The organism is Sphingomonas sp. Leaf339, assembly GCF_001426195.1.
Taxonomy (GTDB): domain Bacteria; phylum Pseudomonadota; class Alphaproteobacteria; order Sphingomonadales; family Sphingomonadaceae; genus Sphingomonas.
On record NZ_LMRS01000023.1, the window covers coordinates 19316 to 40773 of the forward strand.

25 protein-coding genes are annotated in these 21458 nt (G+C 66.2%); 11 read left to right on the forward strand and 14 right to left on the reverse strand.

Translation table 11 applies throughout. The annotated features are described in order from the left end of the window. Positions 1-62 precede the first annotated feature (62 nt). Entirely contained in the window at positions 63-902 is an 840-nt protein-coding gene (locus tag ASG67_RS10270; RefSeq protein WP_235535157.1) for an SPOR domain-containing protein, read from the reverse strand. A 161-nt stretch (positions 903-1063) separates the two neighbouring features. Here ASG67_RS10270 and ASG67_RS10275 point away from each other — a divergent pair, with 161 nt between their 5' ends. After that, complete coding sequence (locus tag ASG67_RS10275) at positions 1064-2710, forward strand: S10 family peptidase (protein WP_056529460.1); 1647 nt, start codon at positions 1064-1066, stop codon at positions 2708-2710. A 10-nt stretch (positions 2711-2720) separates the two neighbouring features. Here the strand turns inward: ASG67_RS10275 and ASG67_RS10280 are convergent, their stop codons facing one another. From ASG67_RS10280 to ASG67_RS10305, 6 genes are all read right to left on the reverse strand, one after another. Next, on the reverse strand, positions 2721-3557 hold the full coding sequence (locus ASG67_RS10280; RefSeq protein ID WP_056529463.1) for an endonuclease/exonuclease/phosphatase family protein: 837 nt from the start codon (positions 3555-3557) through the stop codon (positions 2721-2723). Continuing rightward, complete coding sequence (rpoN, locus tag ASG67_RS10285; RefSeq protein ID WP_056529465.1) at positions 3554-5032, reverse strand: RNA polymerase factor sigma-54; 1479 nt, start codon at positions 5030-5032, stop codon at positions 3554-3556. The genes ASG67_RS10280 and rpoN overlap by 4 nt, the downstream gene beginning before the upstream one ends. Positions 5033-5083: 51 nt before the next feature. Then, a complete protein-coding gene (gene lptB, locus ASG67_RS10290) occupies positions 5084-5857 on the reverse strand; it encodes an LPS export ABC transporter ATP-binding protein (RefSeq protein WP_056529468.1) in 774 nt (257 codons plus the stop codon). A gap of 175 nt (positions 5858-6032) precedes the next feature. After that, on the reverse strand, positions 6033-6578 hold the full coding sequence (locus ASG67_RS10295; protein WP_056529471.1) for an LptA/OstA family protein: 546 nt from the start codon (positions 6576-6578) through the stop codon (positions 6033-6035). Between the two features lie 6 nt (positions 6579-6584). After that, the gene (gene lptC, locus ASG67_RS10300; protein ID WP_056529474.1) at positions 6585-7223 is read right to left on the reverse strand and encodes an LPS export ABC transporter periplasmic protein LptC; all 639 of its coding nucleotides are present in this window, start codon (positions 7221-7223) and stop codon (positions 6585-6587) included. Then, complete coding sequence (locus ASG67_RS10305; protein ID WP_056529479.1) at positions 7216-7836, reverse strand: ribonuclease D; 621 nt, start codon at positions 7834-7836, stop codon at positions 7216-7218. Before ASG67_RS10305 ends, lptC begins: the two co-directional genes overlap by 8 nt. A gap of 333 nt (positions 7837-8169) precedes the next feature. Here ASG67_RS10305 and ASG67_RS19750 point away from each other — a divergent pair, with 333 nt between their 5' ends. The 3 genes from ASG67_RS19750 to ASG67_RS10320 all read left to right on the forward strand — a co-directional run bounded on the left by ASG67_RS19750 (position 8170) and on the right by ASG67_RS10320 (position 11012). Continuing rightward, positions 8170-9045 (forward strand): cold-shock protein, encoded by an 876-nt coding sequence (locus ASG67_RS19750; RefSeq protein ID WP_056529481.1) that lies wholly within the window; start codon positions 8170-8172, stop codon positions 9043-9045. Between the two features lie 91 nt (positions 9046-9136). Then, on the forward strand, positions 9137-9973 hold the full coding sequence (locus ASG67_RS10315) for a glutaminyl-peptide cyclotransferase (RefSeq protein ID WP_082543455.1): 837 nt from the start codon (positions 9137-9139) through the stop codon (positions 9971-9973). 64 nt (positions 9974-10037) lie between these two features. After that, on the forward strand, positions 10038-11012 hold the full coding sequence (locus tag ASG67_RS10320; protein ID WP_056529485.1) for a glutathione S-transferase family protein: 975 nt from the start codon (positions 10038-10040) through the stop codon (positions 11010-11012). Here the strand turns inward: ASG67_RS10320 and ASG67_RS10325 are convergent. Beyond that, the gene (locus tag ASG67_RS10325; RefSeq protein ID WP_056529487.1) at positions 11005-12579 is read right to left on the reverse strand and encodes a cisplatin damage response ATP-dependent DNA ligase; all 1575 of its coding nucleotides are present in this window, start codon (positions 12577-12579) and stop codon (positions 11005-11007) included. The two genes, ASG67_RS10320 and ASG67_RS10325, sit on opposite strands and share 8 nt — an antisense overlap. 210 nt (positions 12580-12789) lie before the next feature. On the opposite strand from ASG67_RS10325, the gene ASG67_RS10330 reads away from it, so the two are divergent. Then, on the forward strand, positions 12790-13464 hold the full coding sequence (locus tag ASG67_RS10330) for a metallophosphoesterase (protein ID WP_235535158.1): 675 nt from the start codon (positions 12790-12792) through the stop codon (positions 13462-13464). Here the strand turns inward: ASG67_RS10330 and ASG67_RS18390 are convergent. The 3 genes from ASG67_RS18390 to ASG67_RS10340 form a co-directional block, all read right to left on the reverse strand. Then, positions 13461-13637, reverse strand: a complete 177-nt coding sequence (locus ASG67_RS18390; protein WP_082543456.1) for a DUF1328 family protein — start codon at positions 13635-13637, stop codon at positions 13461-13463. The genes ASG67_RS10330 and ASG67_RS18390 overlap by 4 nt on opposite strands. A 12-nt stretch (positions 13638-13649) precedes the next feature. Beyond that, the gene (locus ASG67_RS10335; RefSeq protein ID WP_056529490.1) at positions 13650-14147 is read right to left on the reverse strand and encodes a Dps family protein; all 498 of its coding nucleotides are present in this window, start codon (positions 14145-14147) and stop codon (positions 13650-13652) included. A gap of 67 nt (positions 14148-14214) precedes the next feature. Beyond that, on the reverse strand, positions 14215-14553 hold the full coding sequence (locus tag ASG67_RS10340; RefSeq protein ID WP_235535159.1) for a hypothetical protein: 339 nt from the start codon (positions 14551-14553) through the stop codon (positions 14215-14217). A 199-nt stretch (positions 14554-14752) separates the two neighbouring features. Here ASG67_RS10340 and rpmG point away from each other — a divergent pair, with 199 nt between their 5' ends. Next, positions 14753-14920 carry a 50S ribosomal protein L33 gene (rpmG, locus tag ASG67_RS10345; RefSeq protein WP_017977469.1) on the forward strand — a complete coding sequence of 56 codons (168 nt, stop codon included), beginning with the start codon at positions 14753-14755 and terminating at the stop codon, positions 14918-14920. 115 nt (positions 14921-15035) lie between these two features. On the opposite strand, the gene ASG67_RS10350 is transcribed toward rpmG, so the two are convergent. Continuing rightward, on the reverse strand, positions 15036-15410 hold the full coding sequence (locus tag ASG67_RS10350; RefSeq protein ID WP_056530478.1) for a response regulator: 375 nt from the start codon (positions 15408-15410) through the stop codon (positions 15036-15038). Between the two features lie 36 nt (positions 15411-15446). Here ASG67_RS10350 and ASG67_RS10355 point away from each other — a divergent pair, with 36 nt between their 5' ends. The 4 genes from ASG67_RS10355 to ASG67_RS10370 all read left to right on the forward strand — a co-directional run bounded on the left by ASG67_RS10355 (position 15447) and on the right by ASG67_RS10370 (position 18096). Continuing rightward, positions 15447-15719: a DUF3572 domain-containing protein gene (locus ASG67_RS10355; RefSeq protein ID WP_056529493.1), complete on the forward strand. Its 273-nt coding sequence runs from the start codon at positions 15447-15449 to the stop codon at positions 15717-15719. Beyond that, positions 15716-16351 carry a hypothetical protein gene (locus ASG67_RS10360; protein ID WP_056529495.1) on the forward strand — a complete coding sequence of 212 codons (636 nt, stop codon included), beginning with the start codon at positions 15716-15718 and terminating at the stop codon, positions 16349-16351. The genes ASG67_RS10355 and ASG67_RS10360 overlap by 4 nt, the downstream gene beginning before the upstream one ends. A gap of 44 nt (positions 16352-16395) precedes the next feature. After that, the gene (locus ASG67_RS10365) at positions 16396-16869 is read left to right on the forward strand and encodes a RidA family protein (protein WP_056530481.1); all 474 of its coding nucleotides are present in this window, start codon (positions 16396-16398) and stop codon (positions 16867-16869) included. 96 nt (positions 16870-16965) lie between these two features. Beyond that, entirely contained in the window at positions 16966-18096 is a 1131-nt protein-coding gene (locus ASG67_RS10370; protein ID WP_056529499.1) for a GNAT family N-acetyltransferase, read from the forward strand. Here the strand turns inward: ASG67_RS10370 and ASG67_RS10375 are convergent. Continuing rightward, the gene (locus ASG67_RS10375; RefSeq protein WP_200940776.1) at positions 18060-19673 is read right to left on the reverse strand and encodes a hypothetical protein; all 1614 of its coding nucleotides are present in this window, start codon (positions 19671-19673) and stop codon (positions 18060-18062) included. The two genes, ASG67_RS10370 and ASG67_RS10375, sit on opposite strands and share 37 nt — an antisense overlap. A 45-nt stretch (positions 19674-19718) precedes the next feature. Further along, positions 19719-20942 (reverse strand): argininosuccinate synthase, encoded by a 1224-nt coding sequence (locus ASG67_RS10380; RefSeq protein WP_056529502.1) that lies wholly within the window; start codon positions 20940-20942, stop codon positions 19719-19721. Between the two features lie 12 nt (positions 20943-20954). Between ASG67_RS10380 and ASG67_RS10385 the strand changes: the two genes are divergently transcribed. Continuing rightward, positions 20955-21440, forward strand: coding sequence for a hypothetical protein (locus tag ASG67_RS10385; protein ID WP_056529506.1), 486 nt, complete (start codon positions 20955-20957; stop codon positions 21438-21440). Positions 21441-21458 lie beyond the last annotated feature (18 nt).

Here is a 21458-nt window from a genome sequence, read left to right on the forward strand (position 1 = left end):
CAGAGCGGCGCGCATGACGCTCTGGGATGCTTCGCTCCGCTCGCGATGACGAATCGATATGATTACCGTGCTCCGCCGATCGGCATGCAGTCGAACCCGCCCGCCGCCGCTGCCGCGCAAAGGCGGATGGCGCCTGCGCGGTCCGACGCCGCACCGACGCGGACACGAACCAGCGGCTTGCCAGGCACCTGTTCGTACGACGGCTGATACGCCGCCAGCGAGGGGACACGAGCCAGCGCCTTTTGCCAGGCGGCCTCCGCTGCCGGCTGGCCCGTGAAGGCGCCGATCTGGATACGCCATGGCGCCGCACCGGGCAGGCTGGCGATGGCCGCCGGTGCCGCCGTGGCAGCGGCCATACGTGCGGCCGGATTGCGGCGGCTGGCGACATAGGGTTCTTCGAGTTCGACCAGCGCGGTCGGCGCAAAGGTGGCGAGCGCGTCGGCCGGGGTCGCCGATGTGCGTTCGGCCACGGTGCCGGCGACGGTGCAGAAACCGCGCTGGGCCGCCGGATCGGCAAAGAAATTGTAGAGCTGCGTCATGTGTCGGTCGAGCGTGGCGGGGTCGCTGCCATGGCGGGCCTTTTCGGCGGCATAGGCGGTGGCGAGCGCCCCTTTACGATCGGTCAGAAACGCATTGTAGCGGGTGACGATCGCGGCGCCGGCCGGCCCCTGCCCGCAACTGAGCGCCGCGACGTTCAGGGCGGCGCGCAGATGCCAGACTGCTTCCTCCGGCCCCAGATCGCTGTTGATCGTAGGGGTCGGTGGCGGTGGGGTCGGCGTTTCGACCGGCACGGGTGGTTCGACCGGCGGCGGCGGTGCGGGCTTGTCGCGATGCGCGCAGCCGGCGATCAACAGGGCCAGCGTCGTGCCGGCGATCGTCTTGCGCATGTTCATGGCCCCCATGGCGGTTTCCCTACCCGTTTCCCCCTACCCGCTTCGTCGTCGGCGTAAAGCGGTGCTGCGCCGGGGCGTGTGTGATCCGACGTCATGATGCGGGGCTTGCCAAGTCGTTCGGAACGCGGGAACAGTGCAGGCATCCTTCCCTAAATGTCGAGGAACGCGCCTTGCCGTCAAAGCTGCTGATCTCCTTCCTGCTGTCCACCGTCATCGCCGCGCCGTCCTTCGCGCAGGAGGCGAAGCCCGACGCCAAACCGGCGGGCGGCAAGACGCATACCGAGATCGCGAAGCAGGAGGCCGAATCCGCCTGGGCGACCGCACCGATCGAGGAGCAGGAGGTGAAGCATCGCGACGCGGTGACGGTGGGTGGTCGCCGCCTGCCCTATACCGCCAGCGCGGGTACGCTGACGATCCGCGATATCGAAGGCAAGCCGACCGCCAGCGTCTTCTACACCGCCTACACGCTGGACGGCGTGAAGCCCGGCAGCAAGCGGCCGGTGACGTTCTTCTACAATGGCGGGCCGGGCAGCCCCAGTTTCTGGCTGCGGATGGGGTCGTTCGCGCCGATCCGTATCCGCACGACCAACCCCGAATTCATCCGGCCGGCGCCCTATGACGTCGGACCGAACCCGGACACGCTGCTCGACAAGACCGACATGGTGTTCATCGACGCGGTCGGCACCGGTTATTCGCGGCCGCTGGGCGATATGAAGCCATCGGACTTCTATGGCACCGACGAGGATGCGGACGCCTTCGCCAAGGCCATCCTGCGGTATTCGACCAAGTATAGTCGCTGGACCAGCCCCAAATTCCTGTTCGGCGAAAGCTATGGCACGCTGCGCTCCGGCGCGCTGGCGTATCAGTTGCAGGAGCGCGGCATGGCGCTGAACGGCGTCGTGCTGCTGTCTTCGATCATGAATTACGGTTATCGTCAGCCGGGGCTGGACCAGGTCTATCTGAACTATCTGCCCAGCTATGCGGCGACGGCATGGTATCACAACCGGATGCCGAACCGGCCGGCGGACGTGGCGACGGCGGTGGCGCAGGCGCGTACCTTTGCGACGGGGCCGTACATGGTCGCGCTGGCCAAGGGGCAGAGCATTTCCGATGCGGAACGCGATGCCGTGGCGAACCAGATGAGCCAGTTGATCGGGATCAGCCCGGATTTCATCAAGCGCGCGAACCTGCGCATCGACCTGCCCCGGTTCCAGAAGGAATTGCTGCGCGGGCAGGCGCGCACGATCGGCCGCTTCGACTCGCGTTACACCGGGATCGACACCGATGCGGCCGGCGAGCGGCCGGAAACGGATGCGTCGTCGGACGCGATCTCGGGCGCGTACATCGCCTCATTCACTGATTATTTGACGGGCACATTGGGGTACAGGACCGAGATGCCGTACCGCCTGTCGGCGCGCGATGCGGCGGGTTGGTCGTGGAACTGGAAGCATGACGCGCCGGGGCGCAGCGGTGGCGGTGGCCAGAACAACCCGAACACGGCGGTCGATCTGGCGGCGGCGATGCGGGCCAATCCGTATCTGAAGGTGCTGTCGATGAACGGGTATTACGACATGGCGACGCCGTTCTTCGGCACCGAGAACGATCTGGGCCACATGATGCTGGAACGGCCGCAACAGGCGAACCTGCGCTTCACCTATTATCCCGCCGGCCACATGACCTATCTGAACCCGGACGCGCTGCACCGGATGAAGGCCGATCTGGCGGGCTGGTACGACGAGGCGGTGAGCGATGCACGGTCGGCGACGCCGCCGGTGCCGGCCACGACGAGCACGGGTGGGGATACGCCGACGAACTGAACGCGGCGGGTTATTTCCGGGTCGCCGGCCACCCCAGGTCGGCGACCACGGGAAAATGATCCGACGGATAGCGATCGCCGGTGTGATCGGTCAGCGTCGTCGCGCTGCGGACCGTGAAGCCCCGGACGAATATCCAGTCGATCCGCCGATCCGGCTTGCCGGTGAAGTTGTGAAAGGTCTCCGCCGGCCCGGTGCGATGCGGGGCGGTAGTCCAGACGTCGGACAATGTCGCGGCGAGCGTCGCATGGGCGCGACTGTCAGGCACGGTGTTGAAGTCGCCGGTCAGCACCACCGGATCGCGACCGGCGATGGCGGGCAGGCGCGCGGCGATCAGGCGGGCGGCCTTTTCGCGCGCCGGCTCGTCCTGATCGCGATAGGGGAAATGCGTGTTCAATAGGACGAAGCGGCGACCGGCACGATCGCGGAACCGACCCCACGTCACCATCCGTGGCAGGATGTTGCCCCAGGTGATGCTGGCCACCGTATCGGGCGTATCCGACAGCCAGAAATCGCCGCTGGCGAGCAGGCGCAGGCGATCCATGCGATAGAAGATGCCCATATGCTCGTCGCCGTGGCCGCCGCGACGGTCGCGCCCGAACCAGGCATAGCGGGGCAGACGGCGGATGACGTCGTCGCCCTGCCGCTGGAACAGTTCCTGCGTGCCGATGATATCGGGATCGGCCTTTGCCACCGTGGCGGCGAATAGATCGCGGCGATTGGCCCATTCGTTCGGGCCGTCGCTGGCGATCGGCAGGCGGACGTTGAAGGTCATGACGCGCAGGTCGCGCGCCGACGCCGCAGCCGGCGCCAGCAACAGCGCGAGCGCCACGAAAAACGCGCGGATCATGCTCCCTCCAGCGTCTTCTGCCGGCGGCGCTGTACGGAGCTGCCGATGCCCAGCGCCTCGCGATATTTGGCGACGGTGCGGCGTGCGATGTCGAAGCCCTTGGCCTGCAACAGTTCGACCAGCGTGTCGTCGGACAGGATCTTGGCTCCTTCACTGGCGATCAGCGCGCGGATCGCGCTTTTCACCGCCTGCGCCGAGACGGCGTCACCGCCATCGGCGGCCTGGATCGCGCTAGTGAAGAAATATTTCATCTCGAACATGCCGCGCGCGCAGGAGAGATATTTGTTGCTCGTCACGCGGCTGACGGTCGATTCGTGCATCTCGATCGCGTCGGCGATCTGACGCAGCGTCATCGGTTTCAGATGCGCGACGCCGTGGCGGAAGAACGCCTGTTGCTGCTTCACGATCTCGGTCGCGACCTTCACGATCGTGCGCTGACGCTGGTCGAGCGCCTTCACCAGCCAATTGGCGCTGGCGAGGCAATCGGACAACCATGCCTTGGCCGCCTTGTCCTGCGGGCCGTGGCTGAGTTCGGCGTGATAGCGGCGGTTGACGAGGACGCGGGGCAGCGTGGCGCCGTTCACCTCGACCAGCCAGCCGCTACCGGTCGCGCGCACGAACAGGTCGGGGACGACCGCCTGCGCCGGCTCACCACCATAGCGACAGCCGGGTTTGGGATCATAGCCGCGCAACTCACGGACCATGTCGGCCATGTCCTCGTCGTCGCAGTGGCACAGGCGTTTCAGCCGGCCAAGATCGCCGCGCGCGAGCAGATCGAGATTGGCGAGCAGTTTCGCCATGCACGGGTCGTAACGGTCGGCCTCCTTCGCCTGGAGCGTCAGGCATTCCGACAGATCGCGCGCACCGACGCCGGTGGGATCGAAGGTCTGGATGGTCGCCAGCACATCCTCGACCCGCGCGAGCGAAATGCCGAGGCGGCCGGCGATGTCGAGCAACGGCACCGTCAGATACCCGGCCTCGTCGATCTGGTCGATCAGATGCTGGGCGATGAAGAAATCGACGGCCGATACCGCGGTGCCGGCCTGCGCCAGCAGGTGGTCGGCGAGGCAATAGCTGGTGTCGGCAAAGGCATCGAGATCGGGCCCGTCCTCCGGCATCTGGCCGCTGCCGGACGAACCGCCAGCCGATAGCGCGCCATCAAAACTACCGCCGCCGTCGCTGATCGAATCCTGCTGGTGGCTTTCGGTGGCGTAATCGACGTCGATCGGTTCGGCCGGGGCGGTGCCCGCGAGCAGTTCGTCGGCGGCGGCCGGCTCCTCGCGCTCGATGCGTTCGGGCTTCACCACTTCGTCCGTTTGGGATGCTTCGAGCAGGGGGTTGCGCTCGACCTCCTCGGCGATGAAGCCCTCGATCTCCAGGTTCGACAGGGCGAGCAGCTTGATCGCCTGTTGCAGCTGCGGCGTCATCACCAGCGATTGCGACTGGCGCAGGTCGAGGCGGGGGGCGAGGCTCATGGATGGCTCGGCCCGGAGGCGGCGGCGGTGGGGGAAAGCACCACCATCACGCTACAGCGAAAAAGTCTCGCCGAGGTACAGGCGGCGGACATTGGCGTCGGCGACGAGTTCGGCCGGGCTGCCCGTGAACAGCACGCGGCCGTCATAGATGATGTAGGCGCGGTCGACGATGTCGAGGGTTTCGCGAACATTATGGTCGGTGATGAGCACGCCGATGTCGCGGCGCTTCAGGTCCTTCACCAGATCGCGGATGTCGGCGATCGAGATCGGATCGATGCCCGCGAACGGCTCGTCGAGCAGCATGATCGACGGATCGGCGGCGAGCGCACGGGCGATCTCGGCACGGCGACGCTCGCCGCCCGACAGCGCCATGGCGGGCGCGGCGCGCAGGCGGGTCAGGCCGAATTCCTCCAGCAGGCGGTCGAGCTTGGCCTGACGCGCGTCGCGGTCAGGCTCCGACAGTTCGAGCACGGTCAGGATGTTCTTCTCGATCGACAGGCCCCGGAAGATCGAGGTTTCCTGTGGCAGGTAACCGAGGCCGAGAATCGCGCGGCGATACATCGGCAGGCCGGTGATGTCGTCGCCGTCCAGCATGATGCGGCCCGAATCAGGCTTCACCAGACCCATCACCGAATAGAAGCACGTCGTCTTGCCCGCGCCGTTCGGCCCGAGCAGACCGATCACCTCGCCGCGCCCGACCGACACGGACACGTCGGTCAGCACGGTGCGCTTGTCATAGGACTTGGCGATCGACACGACCTGCAATCCGTGGGCCACCGGCGGCTCGGCGATCGGCGGTGCGGTTTCGAGGGTGGTCACGTCCATCGGGTCGACATCTCGCAGCAGAGGGTTGCCAGAAGGTTAGCGTCGGGCGCCTGCGTCACCAGGTCTGGCAGGAAACATGCATGGAAAAACGCAAAGGCCGATATGCCCCAGCGCGCGCCGACCGGGAAGCCCCGATCGCGGCGACCGACGCACGGGAACGGCATCCCGCCGCCCGTCAGTTGTTCCGCTGCGGGACCGAGAAGGTGCCGGTGACACGGCCGCCGCGCTGTTGCACCGTGCCGGCGGGTGCGCCGCTGCTGCTGCCCGGGACCGACGATCCGTCGATCACCGCGCGACCGGTATCGAGGTTGATCGTCAGCCGGCCGCCGTTGACGGTGTTGCCGCCGCCCTGCGTCAGGCTGACCGCGCCCAGCATGGTGATGAGGCGCTTGTTCAGATCGTAGATCGCATATTGGCTCTTGGCGATCTGGTCCGGCCGACGGACAGTGACGCCGCCCGACGCATCCAGCCGCGACACCTGCGGACTGCCGCCGACGACCTGGCCGGTATAGGCGACGGTCATCCGCGTGGCATCCAATGTCATCTCCGCCTGCTTCACCGACACGTTACCGGTCAGCACGGCGCGGTTGGCGCGATCCTGCAATTCGATATGGTCCGCGCCAAAATCGATCGGCGCATTGGTGTTGTGACGCTGCTGCGCGGGGGCCGCCGTGGCGAGTCCCGTCAGGAGGACGGAGAGGATGAGGATGGGCGCGCGCATGCGGCGCTATTTCGCCCCTCGCGGGTCGAACCGCAAGCGGGCATTGCCATCGAGCGTGACGGTACGGCTTTCCAGATCGGCACGCATCCGATTCGCGCTGAACACCCCTTGCGGCACGGTGCCGGTGACGGCGCCGGTGCTCTGCATCTGGCGCGATTGCAGATCGAGCGTCGCGTCGCGCGTATCGAGCCGATAACCGCCCGCCGCGCGCACCGCGATCGGCCCGTCGAGCGTGACGCGCTCATTATCCATATTGTATCGCCCCTGCCCCGCCACGATCCGGGCCGGGCCATCGACCAACTGGATGCCCGCCTGCAGATCGCGCAATTGTACGACGGGTTCGGCGGAACTGCGCTGGATCGCGGAGCCGGCGTCGAGTTCGAACGGCTGGCCCTTGGTATCCTGACCCCGGTAACGCGCAGCCTGAATCTTCATGCGTTCGTGCGCTACCTCCACCTTCTTTTTGTCGAGCACGAAGGACACGTCGCCCGCCGCGGTCAGCGGCGCCATGACGAGGAAGGCGGCAAGCACGCCAATGCCCATCGGCAGCACGACCCGGGCAATGCCGACGAGCCGGTCGTGCCGGCTGCCGGGCGCGGCCCAGTCCTGCCGCGCCGACCGGACATGGCGCGCGACTTCAGACATGGGCGAAAATGTCCTGTTCCGGCCACCCGGCCAGATCGAGTTCGGCACGCACGGGCAGGAAATCGAAGCACGCCTGCGCCAGTTCCATCCGCCCCTCGCGCGTCAGCCGGCGCTCCAGCTCCGCCTTCAACCGGTGGAGGTAACGCACATCGGACGCGGCATATTCCTTTTGCGCGTCGGACAGTTCCGGGCCGCCCCAATCGGACGATTGCTGCGCCTTCGACAGGTCCTGCGCCAGCAGTTCGCGGACCAGCTCCTTCAGGCCGTGACGATCGGTATAGGTGCGCACCAACCGCGACGCGATCTTGGTGTCCCAGGCGGGGGCCGCGACGACGCCCAGATAATGTCGGATCGCGGCGATATCGAAGCGACCGAAATGATAGAGTTTCAGCACGCCGTTATCGGCGATCAGCGCGCGCAGATTCGGCGCGGCATAATCGCTGCCCGGGCCGAACCGGACGAGGTGTTCGTCCGCGCCGCCATCGGACAACTGGACCACGCACAACCGGTCGCGCGGGGTGATAAGGCCCATCGTCTCGGTATCGACGGCGATGCTGGTGGCGCCCGCGAACAGGCCGGCGGGGATGTCTTCCTCGTGGAAATATACGCTCATGCGCTCGCCGTAGCGGCTGGGGCGTGAACGCTCAATGGCCGGTGACCGCGGCGGCACGCGAGTCGTGGCGCCGTAACCACCGGATCGGACCCCTGATAATCGATTGCGGGAAATGATCGGTGTGCCTTCTGTGCCGTTCGGGCAACGTTCCGCCGCTTTCCGTACCGGTTCCTGCCATGAAGTTGACGAATTTGTTCGCGGCGTTCGTTTTGTTCCGCTATATCTCGAATCAGGCGCAAAAGGTTTCGCGCCAAAGGATCGTGAGAGCTTCGTCCGGCGCTCGTGTTCTTGAGGATGCATCATACGGGCGAACCGGGAAGACGAACAGGGCTTATGGGTTTCGATAAAGGCGGCCGCGGTAATCGTGGCGGACGTGGTCGCGACAAGCGCGACAGCTTCGGCGGCGACGATAACGGCGGCGGCTTCGGCGGCGGCGGTTTCGGCGGCGGTAACAGCTTCGGCGGCGGCAGCAGCTTCGGTGGCGGCGGCGATCGCTTCGGCGGTGGCGGCGGCTTTGGCGGCGGCGGTGGCGGTGGTGGCTTCCGCGGCGGTGGTGGCGGCGGCTTCAGCGGCGGCGGTGGCGGCGGCTTTGGTGGCGGTGGCGGCGGCGGTGGTCGCGGCATGCCCCCCCAGGTCGTGGGCGAAGGCACGGGTGTCGTAAAGTTCTTCAACGCGCAGAAGGGCTTTGGGTTCGTTGTCCGTGATGATGGCGGCGAAGACGTGTTCGTGCACATCTCGGCCGTCGAGCAGGCCGGTCTCAGCGGTCTGGCCGAAGGTCAGCCGATGGGCTTCACGCTGGTCGATCGCGGTGGCCGTATCTCGGCGACCGAACTGAAGATCGACGGCGAGCCGATGGCCGTCACCGATCGTGCGCCCCCGCGCGAACCCCGCGAGGGCGGCTTCGGCGGTGGTGATCGTGGCCCCCGTCAGGGTGGCGGCGATCGTGGTGGCTTCGGCGGCGCGTCCGGCGGCGCACCGCAGCGTCAGCTGACCGGTGAGAAGGCGACGGGCACCGTCAAGTTCTTTAACGCGATGAAGGGCTTCGGCTTCATTCAGCGCGACGATGGTCAGCCCGATGCATTCGTGCACATTTCGGCCGTCGAGCGCGCCGGCATGGCGAGCCTGAACGAGGGCGATCGCCTGCAGTTCGAGATCGAGGTCGATCGTCGCGGCAAGTACGCGGCAGTGAACCTGGCGCAGGGCAGCTGATCCGGCTTCTCGCCGATTAGTCTTACCGACGTCTGACGAGCGGCCCGCCTGGAATTTTGCCCGGCGGGCCGTTTGCGTTTACGGAGTGCGGATGTCCTTCCGCACACTGCTCCCCACTCACCGGCTCCTGCGTACCGGCGCAGCGGCCATCTTCCTGGCCGCCGCCATGCTGATGCCGTCGGTGGCCTCGACACAGGCGCGTCCGGCAACCGCCGCCTCAACCGCCGCACGGGCGCCGATGGCCGGCGTCACCGTCGTCGCACGATACCCGCATGATGCGACCGCCTTTACCGAGGGGCTGATCTGGCACGACGGCGCGCTGTACGAAAGCGTCGGGCGGGAGGGGCAATCGGATGTCCGCCGGGTGCGGCTGGCCGATGGCAAAGTCGAACGGCGTGGCACGATCCCACCGGCGCAGTTCGGCGAGGGTCTTGCGGCATGGCGGAACGAGCTGATCAGCCTGACCTGGCATGACGGCATCGCCCATCGTTGGAACGCCAAGACTTTGAAGCGGCACGGCCAATCGCGCTTCGTCAGCGAAGGCTGGGGCCTGACCAGCGACGGCCACGCGCTGATCCAGTCGGATGGCACGGCGACGCTGCGCTTCCTCGACCCCATGACGCTGAAGGTGCGGCGGCAGGTGTCGGTGACGCTGAACGGCCGGCCGCTCGACCAGATCAACGAGCTGGAATGGGTGGACGGCGCGATCCTGGCGAATGTCTGGCACCAGCCGTTTTTGGTACGGATCGATCCGGCGAGCGGCCGAGTGACGCGGATCATCGACCTGCGCCCGCTGGTCGCGGAGATCGGGGCGCGCGACCCGGAGGCGGTGGCTAACGGTATCGCCTATGATGCGGCGAAGAAGCGGCTGTTCGTCACGGGCAAGTTGTGGCCGACGGTGTTCGAGATACGGCTGAACGACCGATAGGCATCGCCGCCGCCACGGATCGCTGACGGCCCCTCACGCGTATCCCGCCACAAGGGAGATACGCATGGGCAGGATGATCGACGGCACGTGGCACGCCGGCAATGTGACGGACGACTCGGCGGACGGCAGCTTTCAGCGGCAGGATGCGGGCTTTCGCGACTGGGTAACTGCCGATGGCGGGCCGGGGCCAGATGGCCAGCCGGGGCGACCGGCGGCAGCGGGGCGGTATCATCTGTATGTCAGCTATGCCTGCCCCTGGGCGCACCGCACGCTGATCGTCCGTGCGCTGAAGGGGCTGGAGGACATCATCGGCGTGTCGGTCGTCGATCCGGTGATGCTGGACCATGGCTGGACCTTCGCGCGCGATCATGGCGGCACCGGCGATCCGCTGCACGGCGCGGACTATCTGTGGCAGCTCTACGCCCGCGCGCGGCCTGGCTACACCGGCAAGGTGACGGTGCCGGTGCTGTGGGACCGCGAAACCGATACGATCGTCAGCAACGAATCGTCCGAGATCATCCGGATGCTGACCGGCGCCTGGGACGAGCTGGGCGCGACCGAAGGCGATTATTATCCGGCATCGCTGCGGCCGGAGATCGATGCGATCAACGCCGATATCTACGACCGGGTGAACAACGGCGTGTACAAGGCAGGCTTCGCGACGACGCAGACCGCCTATGAAGAGGCTGTGGAGCCGTTGTTCGCGACGCTCGACCGGCTGGAGGAGCGGCTGACCGGTGCGGACTGGCTGGTCGGCGGGCAGATGACGGAGGCCGACATCCGCCTGTTCACCACGCTGGTGCGGTTCGATGCAACCTATGTCGGGCATTTCAAATGCAATGTCCGGCGGATCGTCGATTACCCCGCGCTAGAGGCATATCTGGAACGCATGTTGGCGATCCCCGCGATCGCGGCGACGGTGCATTTGGATCACATCAAGACGCATTATTATGCCAGCCACCGCGATCTGAACCCCTGTGGGATCATACCGGTGGGGCCGGCTCTGCCCTGGGCCAGATTGGTCGAGCCGTTCAGGTGATCAGGTTCTGTAACGTCGCGATCCGGTCCGCTTCGGCGGCCGGCTTGTCGAGGCGGATGCGGGCGATACGCGGGAAGCGCATCGCGACGCCCGACTTATGCCGGGTGGAGGTGTGAATCGAATCGAACGCGATCTCCAGCACCAGCGTCTTCTCGACCTCGCGCACCGGCCCGAAGCGACCGGTGGTATGGTTGCGCACAAACTTGTCGAGCTGGCGCAACTCCTCGTCGGTGATGCCCGAATAGGCCTTGCCGACGGGGAGCAACTCGCCCTCCTCCGTCCAGCAGCCGAAGGTGTAGTCGCTGTAGTACGACGACCGCCGGCCGCTGCCGCGCTGGGCGTACATCATCACGCAATCGGCGGTCAGCGGATCGCGTTTCCATTTGTACCACAGCCCGGCACGACGGCCGCCGGTGTAGGGCGAATCGCGACGCTTCAGCATCACGCCCTCGATCGCCGCATCGCGCGATCCGGCGCGGATGCCCTCCAGCGCGGTGAAGTCGGCGGCGTCGATGATCTGGCTGATATCGAACCGGTCGGGATCGAGGCGCGGCACGAACGCCTCCAGCCGCGCGCGGCGTTTGGTCCATGGCAGCGCGCGCAAATCCTCGTCGCCATCGACCAGGATATCGTACAGGCGGACGAAGGCGGGATAATCGGCCAACATTTTGGCCGACACGATTTTTCGCCCCAGCCGCTGTTGCAGCGCATTAAAACTCGCCGCCTCACCGCCCTGCGCGTCGCCCTTCACTAGCAATTCGCCATCGACCGCGCCGGTTTCGGCAAATGCGGCGGCGACGTCGGGAAAGCTGCCGGTCACGTCGTCGCCGGTGCGGCTGTACAGGCGGGTCTGACCGGCGACGTGGACGATCTGGACGCGGATGCCGTCCCATTTCCATTCGGCGGCGTAATCGGCCAGATCGACACGCGCATCCTCCAGCCCGTGCGCGAGCATGAAGGGGCGGAAGACGGGGACGTCGGCGACGGTCGGCTGCGCACCGGTGCCGGTGGCCCAGGCGAACAGTTCGGGATAGGGCGCGGACAGGCCGTGCCACACCTCCTCCACCGCCTCGACATCCAGCCCGAACGCATCGGCGAAGGCGGTCTTGGCAAGGCGGGCGGAGACGCCGATGCGCAACGCGCCCGTCGCCATCTTTAGCAGCGCGAACCGTTCCTCGGCATCGCTGCGGTCGAGCATCGTCGCCAGCATCGCCGGCGCCTCGGTGCGGGACAGATGACGGAGACGGTCGACGACCTGCGTGATCGACAATGGTTCGGGATCGACCGGCACGACGGGTGCGGGCCACAGCAACGCCACCGTCTCGGCGGTGTCGCCGACGTAATCGCGGCTCATGCGGAACAGGACGGGATCGACGCGCTCCTCGATCAACGCCCGGATCAGCGCGGGCTTCACGCCCTTCAGATCGAGATCGCCGGTCAGCGCCGCCATCGCCCAACCGCGATCGGGATCGGGCGTGACGAGCAGATAATCGGCGATCAGTTTCAGCTTCGCATTGCGGCCCCGCGTATAGATCAGCGAATCGAGGAGCGCGGCGAAAGCATGCATGAGGTGGCAACGCTCAGGGTCGGCGTTGCGCTCCCGCAAGAGGGGCAGGTATGAAGGCGCCGTGATCGTTCGGCGTCTTCTGGCGATAGCGCTCATCCTGTCGGTGCTCGCCGGTGGCCTGGTCGTGATCGCCTGGCGCAACGCGAGGGCGGACCCGGTTGTGCGCCGGGTATCTGTTGTACTGCCCGGTTGGCCGCGGGAACGGCGCCGATGACGGTCGCGCTCTTGAGCGATCTGCATGTCGGCAATTCGGCGATGGAGGCGGAACGGCTGGCGCGCATCGTCGATCAGGTGAACGCGCAGCATCCCGATTTGGTGGTGATCGCCGGTGACTTCATCGCTGGCCATGCGCCGGCCGATGCAGCGGCCGCGCCGCAACTCGCATCCCTGGCGGCACTGAGACCGCGATGGGGAACGATCGCTGTATTGGGCAATCATGATTACTGGACCGATGCGGAACGCGTCCGGATGACGTTGCGGGCGGCGGGGATCACGGTGCTGGCGAACGGGGCAGTCAGGCGCGGACCGCTGACCATCGGCGGGCTGGACGACCAGCCGACGCATCATGCCCGGTTACCTGGCACGTTGGCGGCGATGCGGCGATTGGGTGGCGTATCGCTGATGCTGGCGCATTCACCCGATGTCGCACCCGATCTTCCGGGTGACGTGTCATTGTTGCTGGCCGGACATACCCATTGCGGGCAAATCGTGCTGCCGTTCTATGGCGCGCTGGGCCATGTGTCGAAATTTGGCGATCGATTTGGCTGTGGCGTGGTTCACGAGGGGAGCCGAACGACGATAATCAGCGCCGGGCTGGGTACGAGCGTCCTGCCATTGCGGCTCGGCGCACCAGCCGATCTTTGGCTGGTGCGCCTGAGCGGCTAATCCAGCACCTTCTTGCCCGCGACCAGCCCCAGGACGAGGAAGATCACGAACAGCGCCAGCGCGATGAAGAAAAGGATCTTGGCGATGCCGACAAAGGCGCCGCCGATGCCGCCAAAGCCGAGGCCGCCGAGAACCAGACCGATGACGAGGAAGATGATCGCGAGCTTGAGCATGACGGTTTCCTCTTACGACTGACGGCTGGCTTCGAACAGGAACCAGGCGCGCTCTTCGGCCTGATCGATCCATTCGTCGGCGATGGACGAGGTGGCAGTATCCTTGGCGGCTTCGGCCCGCTCACGCGCGTCGCGCAGCGTCTCGATCAGCTTCAAATTGTCTTCGCGCAATTCGGCGAGCATTTCATGCGGCGGCACGAAATCCCGGTCGTTGTCGGCGATCTGCTGGCGACGGGTGATGTCGCCGATCGACCGCAGCGTGGTGTTGCCGGTCTTGCGCACGCGCTCGGCGATCGCATCGGTCACGCCCAGAATCTGGGCCGCCTGATCGTCGAGCAGCAGGTGGTAATCGCGGAAATGCGGACCCGACACGTGCCAGTGGAAATTCTTGGTCTTCAGATAGATCGCGAAGCAATCCGCCAGCGCCACGTTTAGCGCGTCGGCGACGGTGCGGGTGTCGTTGCGATTGAGGTCGCTGGGGGTTTCGAGGGCGGGGTTGATATCGGCCATGCCAAGCTCCGGTGTCAGATTCGGATTCGAAACGATCCGCCCGGTAAATGGCTCCCCCCTTAATCGTTCACCCCGACAGGCGGACCGAGCAGGCGGCGGCGAACGTCTCGCACGCGGCGACATCCTGACGATCGCTGCCGATCGCATCGACGAGGAGCGACAGCCAACCATGGACGAGCGCACCGCACTCGCCGCGCGACAGCGCCGAATCGAGGAAGTGCGCGACGGTGACGGCGGGGTTCAGGCCGTTGCGATGCGCGATCACCCGAATCGCATCGACGTCCGGCGCGATCTCACGAGCGCGGGCGTATGGCGCGCGCACATCGATCGCGGCGATGCGGATGTTGAGGTCGGCACGAACCGCATCGAGGTCGGTCATCTGTGCCAGCGCCTGTATCGATGCCATGGTGGCCGTCCCCAAATCATTGTTCTGATGCCGCATCATGCTGCGCACAGTTTTGTTAAAGCCCGATGAACCCCATGGTTAAAACACGGGCAAAATGCCCGTTATGGTTGACTCGGCCGCGATCATGCGCCATGCGCCGCCACTGATCGAGCGGTGGCCTGACGGCTGGCCGCTCTCTTCTTTTTCAGGATTAGGGCTCATGGCCAAGCCAACCACCGTCAAGATCAAGCTCGTCAGCACGGCCGATACCGGCTTCTTCTACGTCACCAAGAAGAACCCGCGGACCAAGACCGAGAAGCTGAGCTTCAGCAAGTATGACCCCGTCGTGCGCAAGCATGTCGAGTTCAAGGAAGCCAAGATCAAGTGATCCGGCGGGCGGTGTAAAGCCGCCCTTCGTTTTTACGATTGATCGGGCAGTCAGCCGCGGGTCATCCTCGCGGCTTTTTGTCGTGAATGCCAACGGTGGCCGACGACGAACGGTATCAGCGAAAGCCAGAGGCGAGTTCGCTCACCGCGCTCATGAACCGGGCGAGACTGATCGGTTTCGAGATATAGGCATCCGCCCCGGCGGCGCGGATACGATCCTCGTCATCGCGCCCGGCATAGGCGGTCACCGCCATAATCGGGATACGGCTGAGCGCCGGGTCCTGCTTCAGCGCCAGGATCAGCTCATAGCCGGTCACATGCGGCATCTGGATGTCCATGATGATGAGGTCGGGTTTGAATTCGGCCGCGCGGGCCACCGCATCACGCCCGTCGCGGACAGGCTCGGCCTCCCACTCATGCGCACGCAGGAGATCGCAGAAGAGCTTCAGATTGAGTTCGTTGTCCTCGACAACGAGCACCTTTTTCGCCACGCGCTGCATGATCCCTTCTCAACCGGACGATAGACAATGCCCGGCCCCGTTACAAACGAAGACGCTGTTTCCCTGGCACTACAGGCGCTTGTGTGGACCCTGAATGAACCGGACCGCGCCGATCGCCTGCTGGCGGTCACCGGACTCGACCCGGACGACCTGCGCAGCCGCGTCGGTGAGCCGGCCGTCCTGTCGGCGGCGCTGGGGTTTCTGGAGGGGTATGAGCCCGATCTGATCGCCTGCGCCACGGCGCTGGGCGTGTCGCCCCAGGCGCTGGTCGCCGCCCATTACCGGCTGGAACAGGCATGACGTCCCCCGTGAAACCCCTGCTGATCACCGATTGCGACGAAGTGCTGCTGCACATGGTCCGGCACTTCCGCGACTGGCTGGACGAGGCGCACGACATCGATTTCAATATCGGCGCGGGCGATTTCCGGAGCAGCTTGACCCGGCGCGACGGTGGCCCGCCCCCCGATCAGGATGCGATGTGGGGCCTGCTGGGCGGGTTCTTCCCGGCCGAGATGAACCGTCAGACGCTGGTACCGCATGCCGCCGAGGCGCTGGCGATGCTGGCCGAACGGGCGGATATCGTCGTGCTCACCAACCTGCAGGATCATTGCCAGCAGGCGCGGATCGACCAGCTTGCTCGCTTTGGCATCAAGCACCGTGTGGAATGCAATCAGGGCGGCAAGGGCGATCCCGTCGCGCGGCTGGTGGCCGAACATGGCGACCCGGTGACGGTGTTCGTCGACGATCTGGCGGTGCATCACGAATCGGTCGCGCGGGCGGCACCGGGCGTCCACCGCCTGCACATGATTTCCGACCCGGAACTTGCCGCGGCGATGCCGCCGGCGCCGGCGGCGCACGCGCGGATCGACGACTGGCGACTGGCCGGCGACTGGATCATGGCGCGATTCGCCGAGGGGCGGGCCGCCGCCTGAAGTGCGGCTTGACTGGCGGGGGCGGTGAAGGCACGCCCGGCGCCATGACCGACCATATCGACCGCACGCTCGCCGACCTCGGCCTTGCCCTGCCAGAGGCCGCGGCCCCCGTTGCCGCCTATGTCCCTGTCGTCGAGGTCAACGGCCTCGTCCATCTGTCGGGCCAGTTGCCGTTCAAGGACGGCACGCTGGTGACCGGCCGTCTCGGCGAGTCGGTGTCGCTAGAGCAGGGTCAGGAAGCCGCCCGGCTGTGCGGCCTGATGATCGTCGCGCAGTTGAAGAAGCATCTCGGCGACCTGTCGCGGGTGCGGCGGATCGTGAAGCTGGGCGTGTTCGTCAATTCGACCGGCGACTTCACCGATCAGCCCAAGGTCGCCAACGGTGCGTCGGAGCTGATGGCGGCGCTGTTCGGCGATGCCGGCCGCCATGCCCGCTCCGCCGTCGGCGTGCCGGTATTGCCGCTGGGCGCGGCGGTAGAGATCGATGCGATCGTCGAGATCGGCGAGCTGCTCGCCTGATACCCCCTGCCCGTCTGCGTCGTCGCCCCTATATGAGGCGACGATGACGTTTGCCGCCCGCTTCGCCTTCCCGCCCCGCCAATCCGGTGCAGACTCTTGACCGGTGTCAGCGCACGCCTGTGCGAGGGGGTCTGCGCCATCGCGGCGGCGGATTGGGATGCGTGCGCGGGTGCCGGCAACCCGTTCGTCAGCCACGGCTTCCTCGCCGCGCTGGAGCAATCGGGCAGCGTCGGCGGGCGATCGGGGTGGCAACCGTTGCCGATCGTCATCGACGGCCCCGATGGCCGCCCCGCCGGCATCGTCCCCGCCTATGCCAAGTCGCACAGCCAGGGCGAATATGTGTTCGACCATGGCTGGGCGGATGCGTGGCAGCGTGCGGGTGGCGATTATTATCCAAAATTGCAGATCGCTTCGCCGTTCAGCCCGGTGCCGGGGCCCCGGCTGTTGCTGCGCGATCCGGCAGTCGCCCCGGCGCTGATCGCCGCGCTGGAGACGGTGGTTGACCAGAATGGCCTGTCCTCCGCCCATGCCACCTTTGTTACCGACGAGCAGGTGCCGGCGTTCGAGGCGGCGGGCTGGCTGATCCGGCAGGGCACGCAGTTCCACTGGGCCAATGACGGCTATGCGACGTTCGACGATTTCCTCGCCGCGCTGGCGTCGCGCAAGCGCAAGGCGATCCGCAAGGAACGCGCCGCGGCGGTCGAGGGGCTGACGATCCGGCATCTGTCGGGCGACGCGATCCGGCCAGAGCATTGGGATGCGTTCTGGGCGTTTTATCAGGATACCGGCCGTCGCAAATGGGGGACGCCATATCTGAAGCGGTCGTTCTTCCCCCTGCTGGGTGCGGCGCTGGGCGACCGGGTGCTGCTGATCCTGGCGGAGCGGGATGGCGTGCCGATCGCGGGGGCGCTCAATCTGGTCGGCGACGATGCGCTGTACGGCCGGTATTGGGGTTCGACGGAGGAGGTGCCGTTCCTCCATTTCGAGCTGTGCTATTATCAGGCGATCGACGCGGCGATCGCGCGCGGCCTGGCGCGGGTCGAGGCGGGGGCGCAGGGCGAACACAAGCTGGCGCGCGGCTATGTGCCGGTGCCGACCTGGTCCGCGCACTATATCCCCGATCCGAATTTCCGTCGCGCGGTAGCCGATTTCCTGACCCGCGAATGCGAAGGGGTCGCGGCGGAGGCAAGCTATCTGGCCGAGATGGCGCCGTTCAAGCGCGGCTGAGGCCGAGTTGAGGCGGGGGGTATATCCGCCAGCGGACGACGATCGGTGATGCGGAACAACACATTACGGCCATCGCGCCAGATCGGCGTCAGCCCTCGCACCAGCGCCGGGTCGTACTGCGGCGGGTTGAGCAGCCAGACATAATCGAACGCATCACGCGGGAAGGTCGCCAGCGCCATGCTCAGCGGCCGCCACCACTCGCCGCGACAGCGCCGGTCGGTCACCACCTGTGACGGATCATGCGCGAAGCCCTTCGCCGCGTAGTAGCGCGTCGTCAGTTGTTGCGCGCCGGCCATCGACCATTGATCGTTGGTATAGGCGAACTTGCGCTCGAGCAGCAGGCCGGGGACATGTTCCAGCCGGCTATATGCCCAGTCGTCGCGGCAGCGCCGGCCGACGAAGCTGACGACACGCGCCCGGTCGGGAATATACTGCAACGCCGCCAGCGCCCGGTCATAACTGCGATCGTAGAGCCAGTAACTCCACGTCGTCCCCACCAGCCGCGCGCCGAAAAAGATCAGGCCCAGCGTCGCGAAGGTCGCGGCGCCGCGAAACGACAGGCCACCGCGCGGGCGCAGGCCGATCACCGCGATCGCCAGCGCGAACGGGGCAAGGCGCATGTCGGCATAGGCCGAGCCGAACACGATGCGTGGCAGGATCAGGAACACGATCAGCAGGAAAATCGCCGAGAGCGCCAGATTGCGCGAATGTTCGATCCGGCGATCGTGGACGCCCTTTACCAGGATCAGGAACAGCACCGTGGCAGAGGCGACGTCCCATGCCTGCCACCGGTCGCGCAGGACCATCGTGACCCAGCTGAATTTGGCCTGCCAGTTGAACCAGTCGGCGGTCTGGCCGGTGACGTGGTCGCCCGATCGCCAGAAGATCATCAGCGCCATCGGCAGCGCGAGCGGCAGGCAGCCGAGACCGGCGCGCACCAGCGCCTCCAGCCAATGGCCACCGCGGCCATCCTTGCGCAGGTCGTGCTGGCGGATCAGCTCGGCCGAGAAGGCGAGAACGCCGAGCACACCCCAGCCAAAGGTGTGGCAGACCCACAATGCGCATGACAGCGGCAGGAAGACGATCGCGCGCAGCCGCAGCCGGCCCAGCCGCGCGAGCCGCAACCACCAGGCGAACATGTTGAGCGCCAGCGCCATCGACAGCGCGAAATTCACGAACCCGAACTGGAAGGGATAGCTGTACGCCAGCGGCAATGCGAACAATGCGGTCGCGGGGATGCGGCCGTGCACCTCGCGCGATATCCACAACAGGCCAGTAACGGTGAGCGCAGGGATCGCCATCACGATCAGCTTCACCGTCAGTTCCAGCCCGAAGATCGGTGCGAGCGGGATGATGAGCAGATCGATGCCGAGATTACCGATCAGCGACCAGCGGAAATCATACCATTGATGCAACCACGGGTTGTCACCGATCGCCAGCTGGACGCGGTAACGCCCCATATGGCCGGGCAGATCGACCAACGGTGGAATCTCGGGCCACCATAGCGGAATGGTGACCGCGATCGCCATCAGCGCCACGAACCACCGCGTCTGCCACCAGTGCAGCTTTTCCCCCATCACGAATGCCTTAAGCGCCGGGAGTCGTCAGCGCAACCGGCCGGGTCAGCGATCCCGCCGGCCGAGCAGGCGCAGGCGCAGCGCGTTCAACTTGATGAAGCCGGCGGCGTCGCGCTGGTCGTACGCGCCCTGATCGTCCTCGAACGTCACGACCTTTTCGCTGTACAGCGAATGCGGCGACTTGCGACCGGTGACGATGCACGATCCCTTGTACAGCTTCAGCCGGACGGTGCCCGTCACCTTTTCCTGGCTGTAGTTGACCGCCGCCTGCAACATCTCGCGCTCCGGCGAGAACCAGAAGCCGTTATAGACCAGCTCGGCATAACGCGGCGCCAGCTCGTCCTTCAGATGCGCGGCGCCCCGGTCGAGCGTGATCTGCTCGATCCCGCGATGCGCCATCGCATAGATGGTGCCGCCCGGCGTTTCGTACATGCCGCGGCTCTTCATGCCGACGAAGCGATTCTCGACCAGATCGAGCCGGCCGATGCCGTGCGCGCGACCAAGGTCGTTCAGGCGCGCGAGCAACGTGGCCGGGCTCATCCCCTCTCCGTTCAGCGCCACGCCGTCGCCACGCTCGAAATCGATCGTGATCGTCTCGGGCGTGTCCGGCGCGTCCTCTGGGTTCACCGTGCGCGAATAGACATATTCGGGCACCTCATCCCACGGATCTTCCAGCACCTTGCCCTCGGACGAGGTGTGGAGGAGGTTCGCGTCGGTGGAGAACGGCGCTTCGCCGCGCTTGTCCTTGCTGACCGGAATCTGGTGCGATTCGGCAAATTCGATTAGGCGGGTGCGACTGGTCAGATCCCACTCACGCCACGGCGCGATCACCTTGATGTCGGGCGCCAGCGCGTAATAGCCCAACTCGAAGCGGACTTGGTCATTGCCCTTGCCCGTCGCGCCGTGGCTGACCGCATCGGCGCCGACCTGGCGCGCGATCTCGATCTGGCGCTTGGCGATCAGCGGCCGGGCGATCGACGTGCCGAGCAGGTACGTCCCCTCGTACAGCGCGTTGGCGCGCATCATCGGGAAGACATACTCCTTCACGAACTCCTCGCGCAGGTCGTCGATGAAGATGTTTTCCGGCTTCACGCCCATCAGCTCGGCCTTGGCGCGCGCCGGTTCCAGTTCCTCGCCCTGTCCCAGATCGGCGGTGAAGGTCACGACCTCGCACCCGTAATTCTGCTGCAGCCATTTCAGGATGACGCTGGTGTCCAGGCCACCGGAATAGGCGAGGACGACTTTGTTGATCGCGGGCGTGTCGGTCATGTCCGCGCCCCTATGCGCTGGGCGCGCGGGGCGCAACCGTCCGGTGATGCGTTCAGCGCCGATGCAGCCGCCGTCACGCAAGACGGCGGCACCCGTCTGGAGATCATCTGCATGCGTTTCGTTATTGCCGCTGTTGCCGTCATGGCCGTCGCCGCCCCACTGTCGGCGCAGGAAACCCGCGCATCGGCCTCCGCCAAATTCTCCCGCGAATTCGCCGCGTCCGACACCGACAAGGACGGCGTGCTGACCCGCGCCGAGGTGCAGGCACGGATCGGGACAATGGCGGCGGGCAGCAAGAAGATCGATCCCGTCCACGCCAAGCGCCTGTCGGACCTGTGGTTCACGCGCGCCGACGCCAACAAGGACGGCAAGGTGACGCAGGCCGAAGCACAGGCGCTGCTGACCGCGACGTTCGATGCCTATGACGCGAATCGCGACGGCAAGGTCGGCACCGACGAACGCGCGGCGGCGAAGGCCGGCGTCAGCAAGGGCCGTTGAACGAAAAACCCGGTGGTG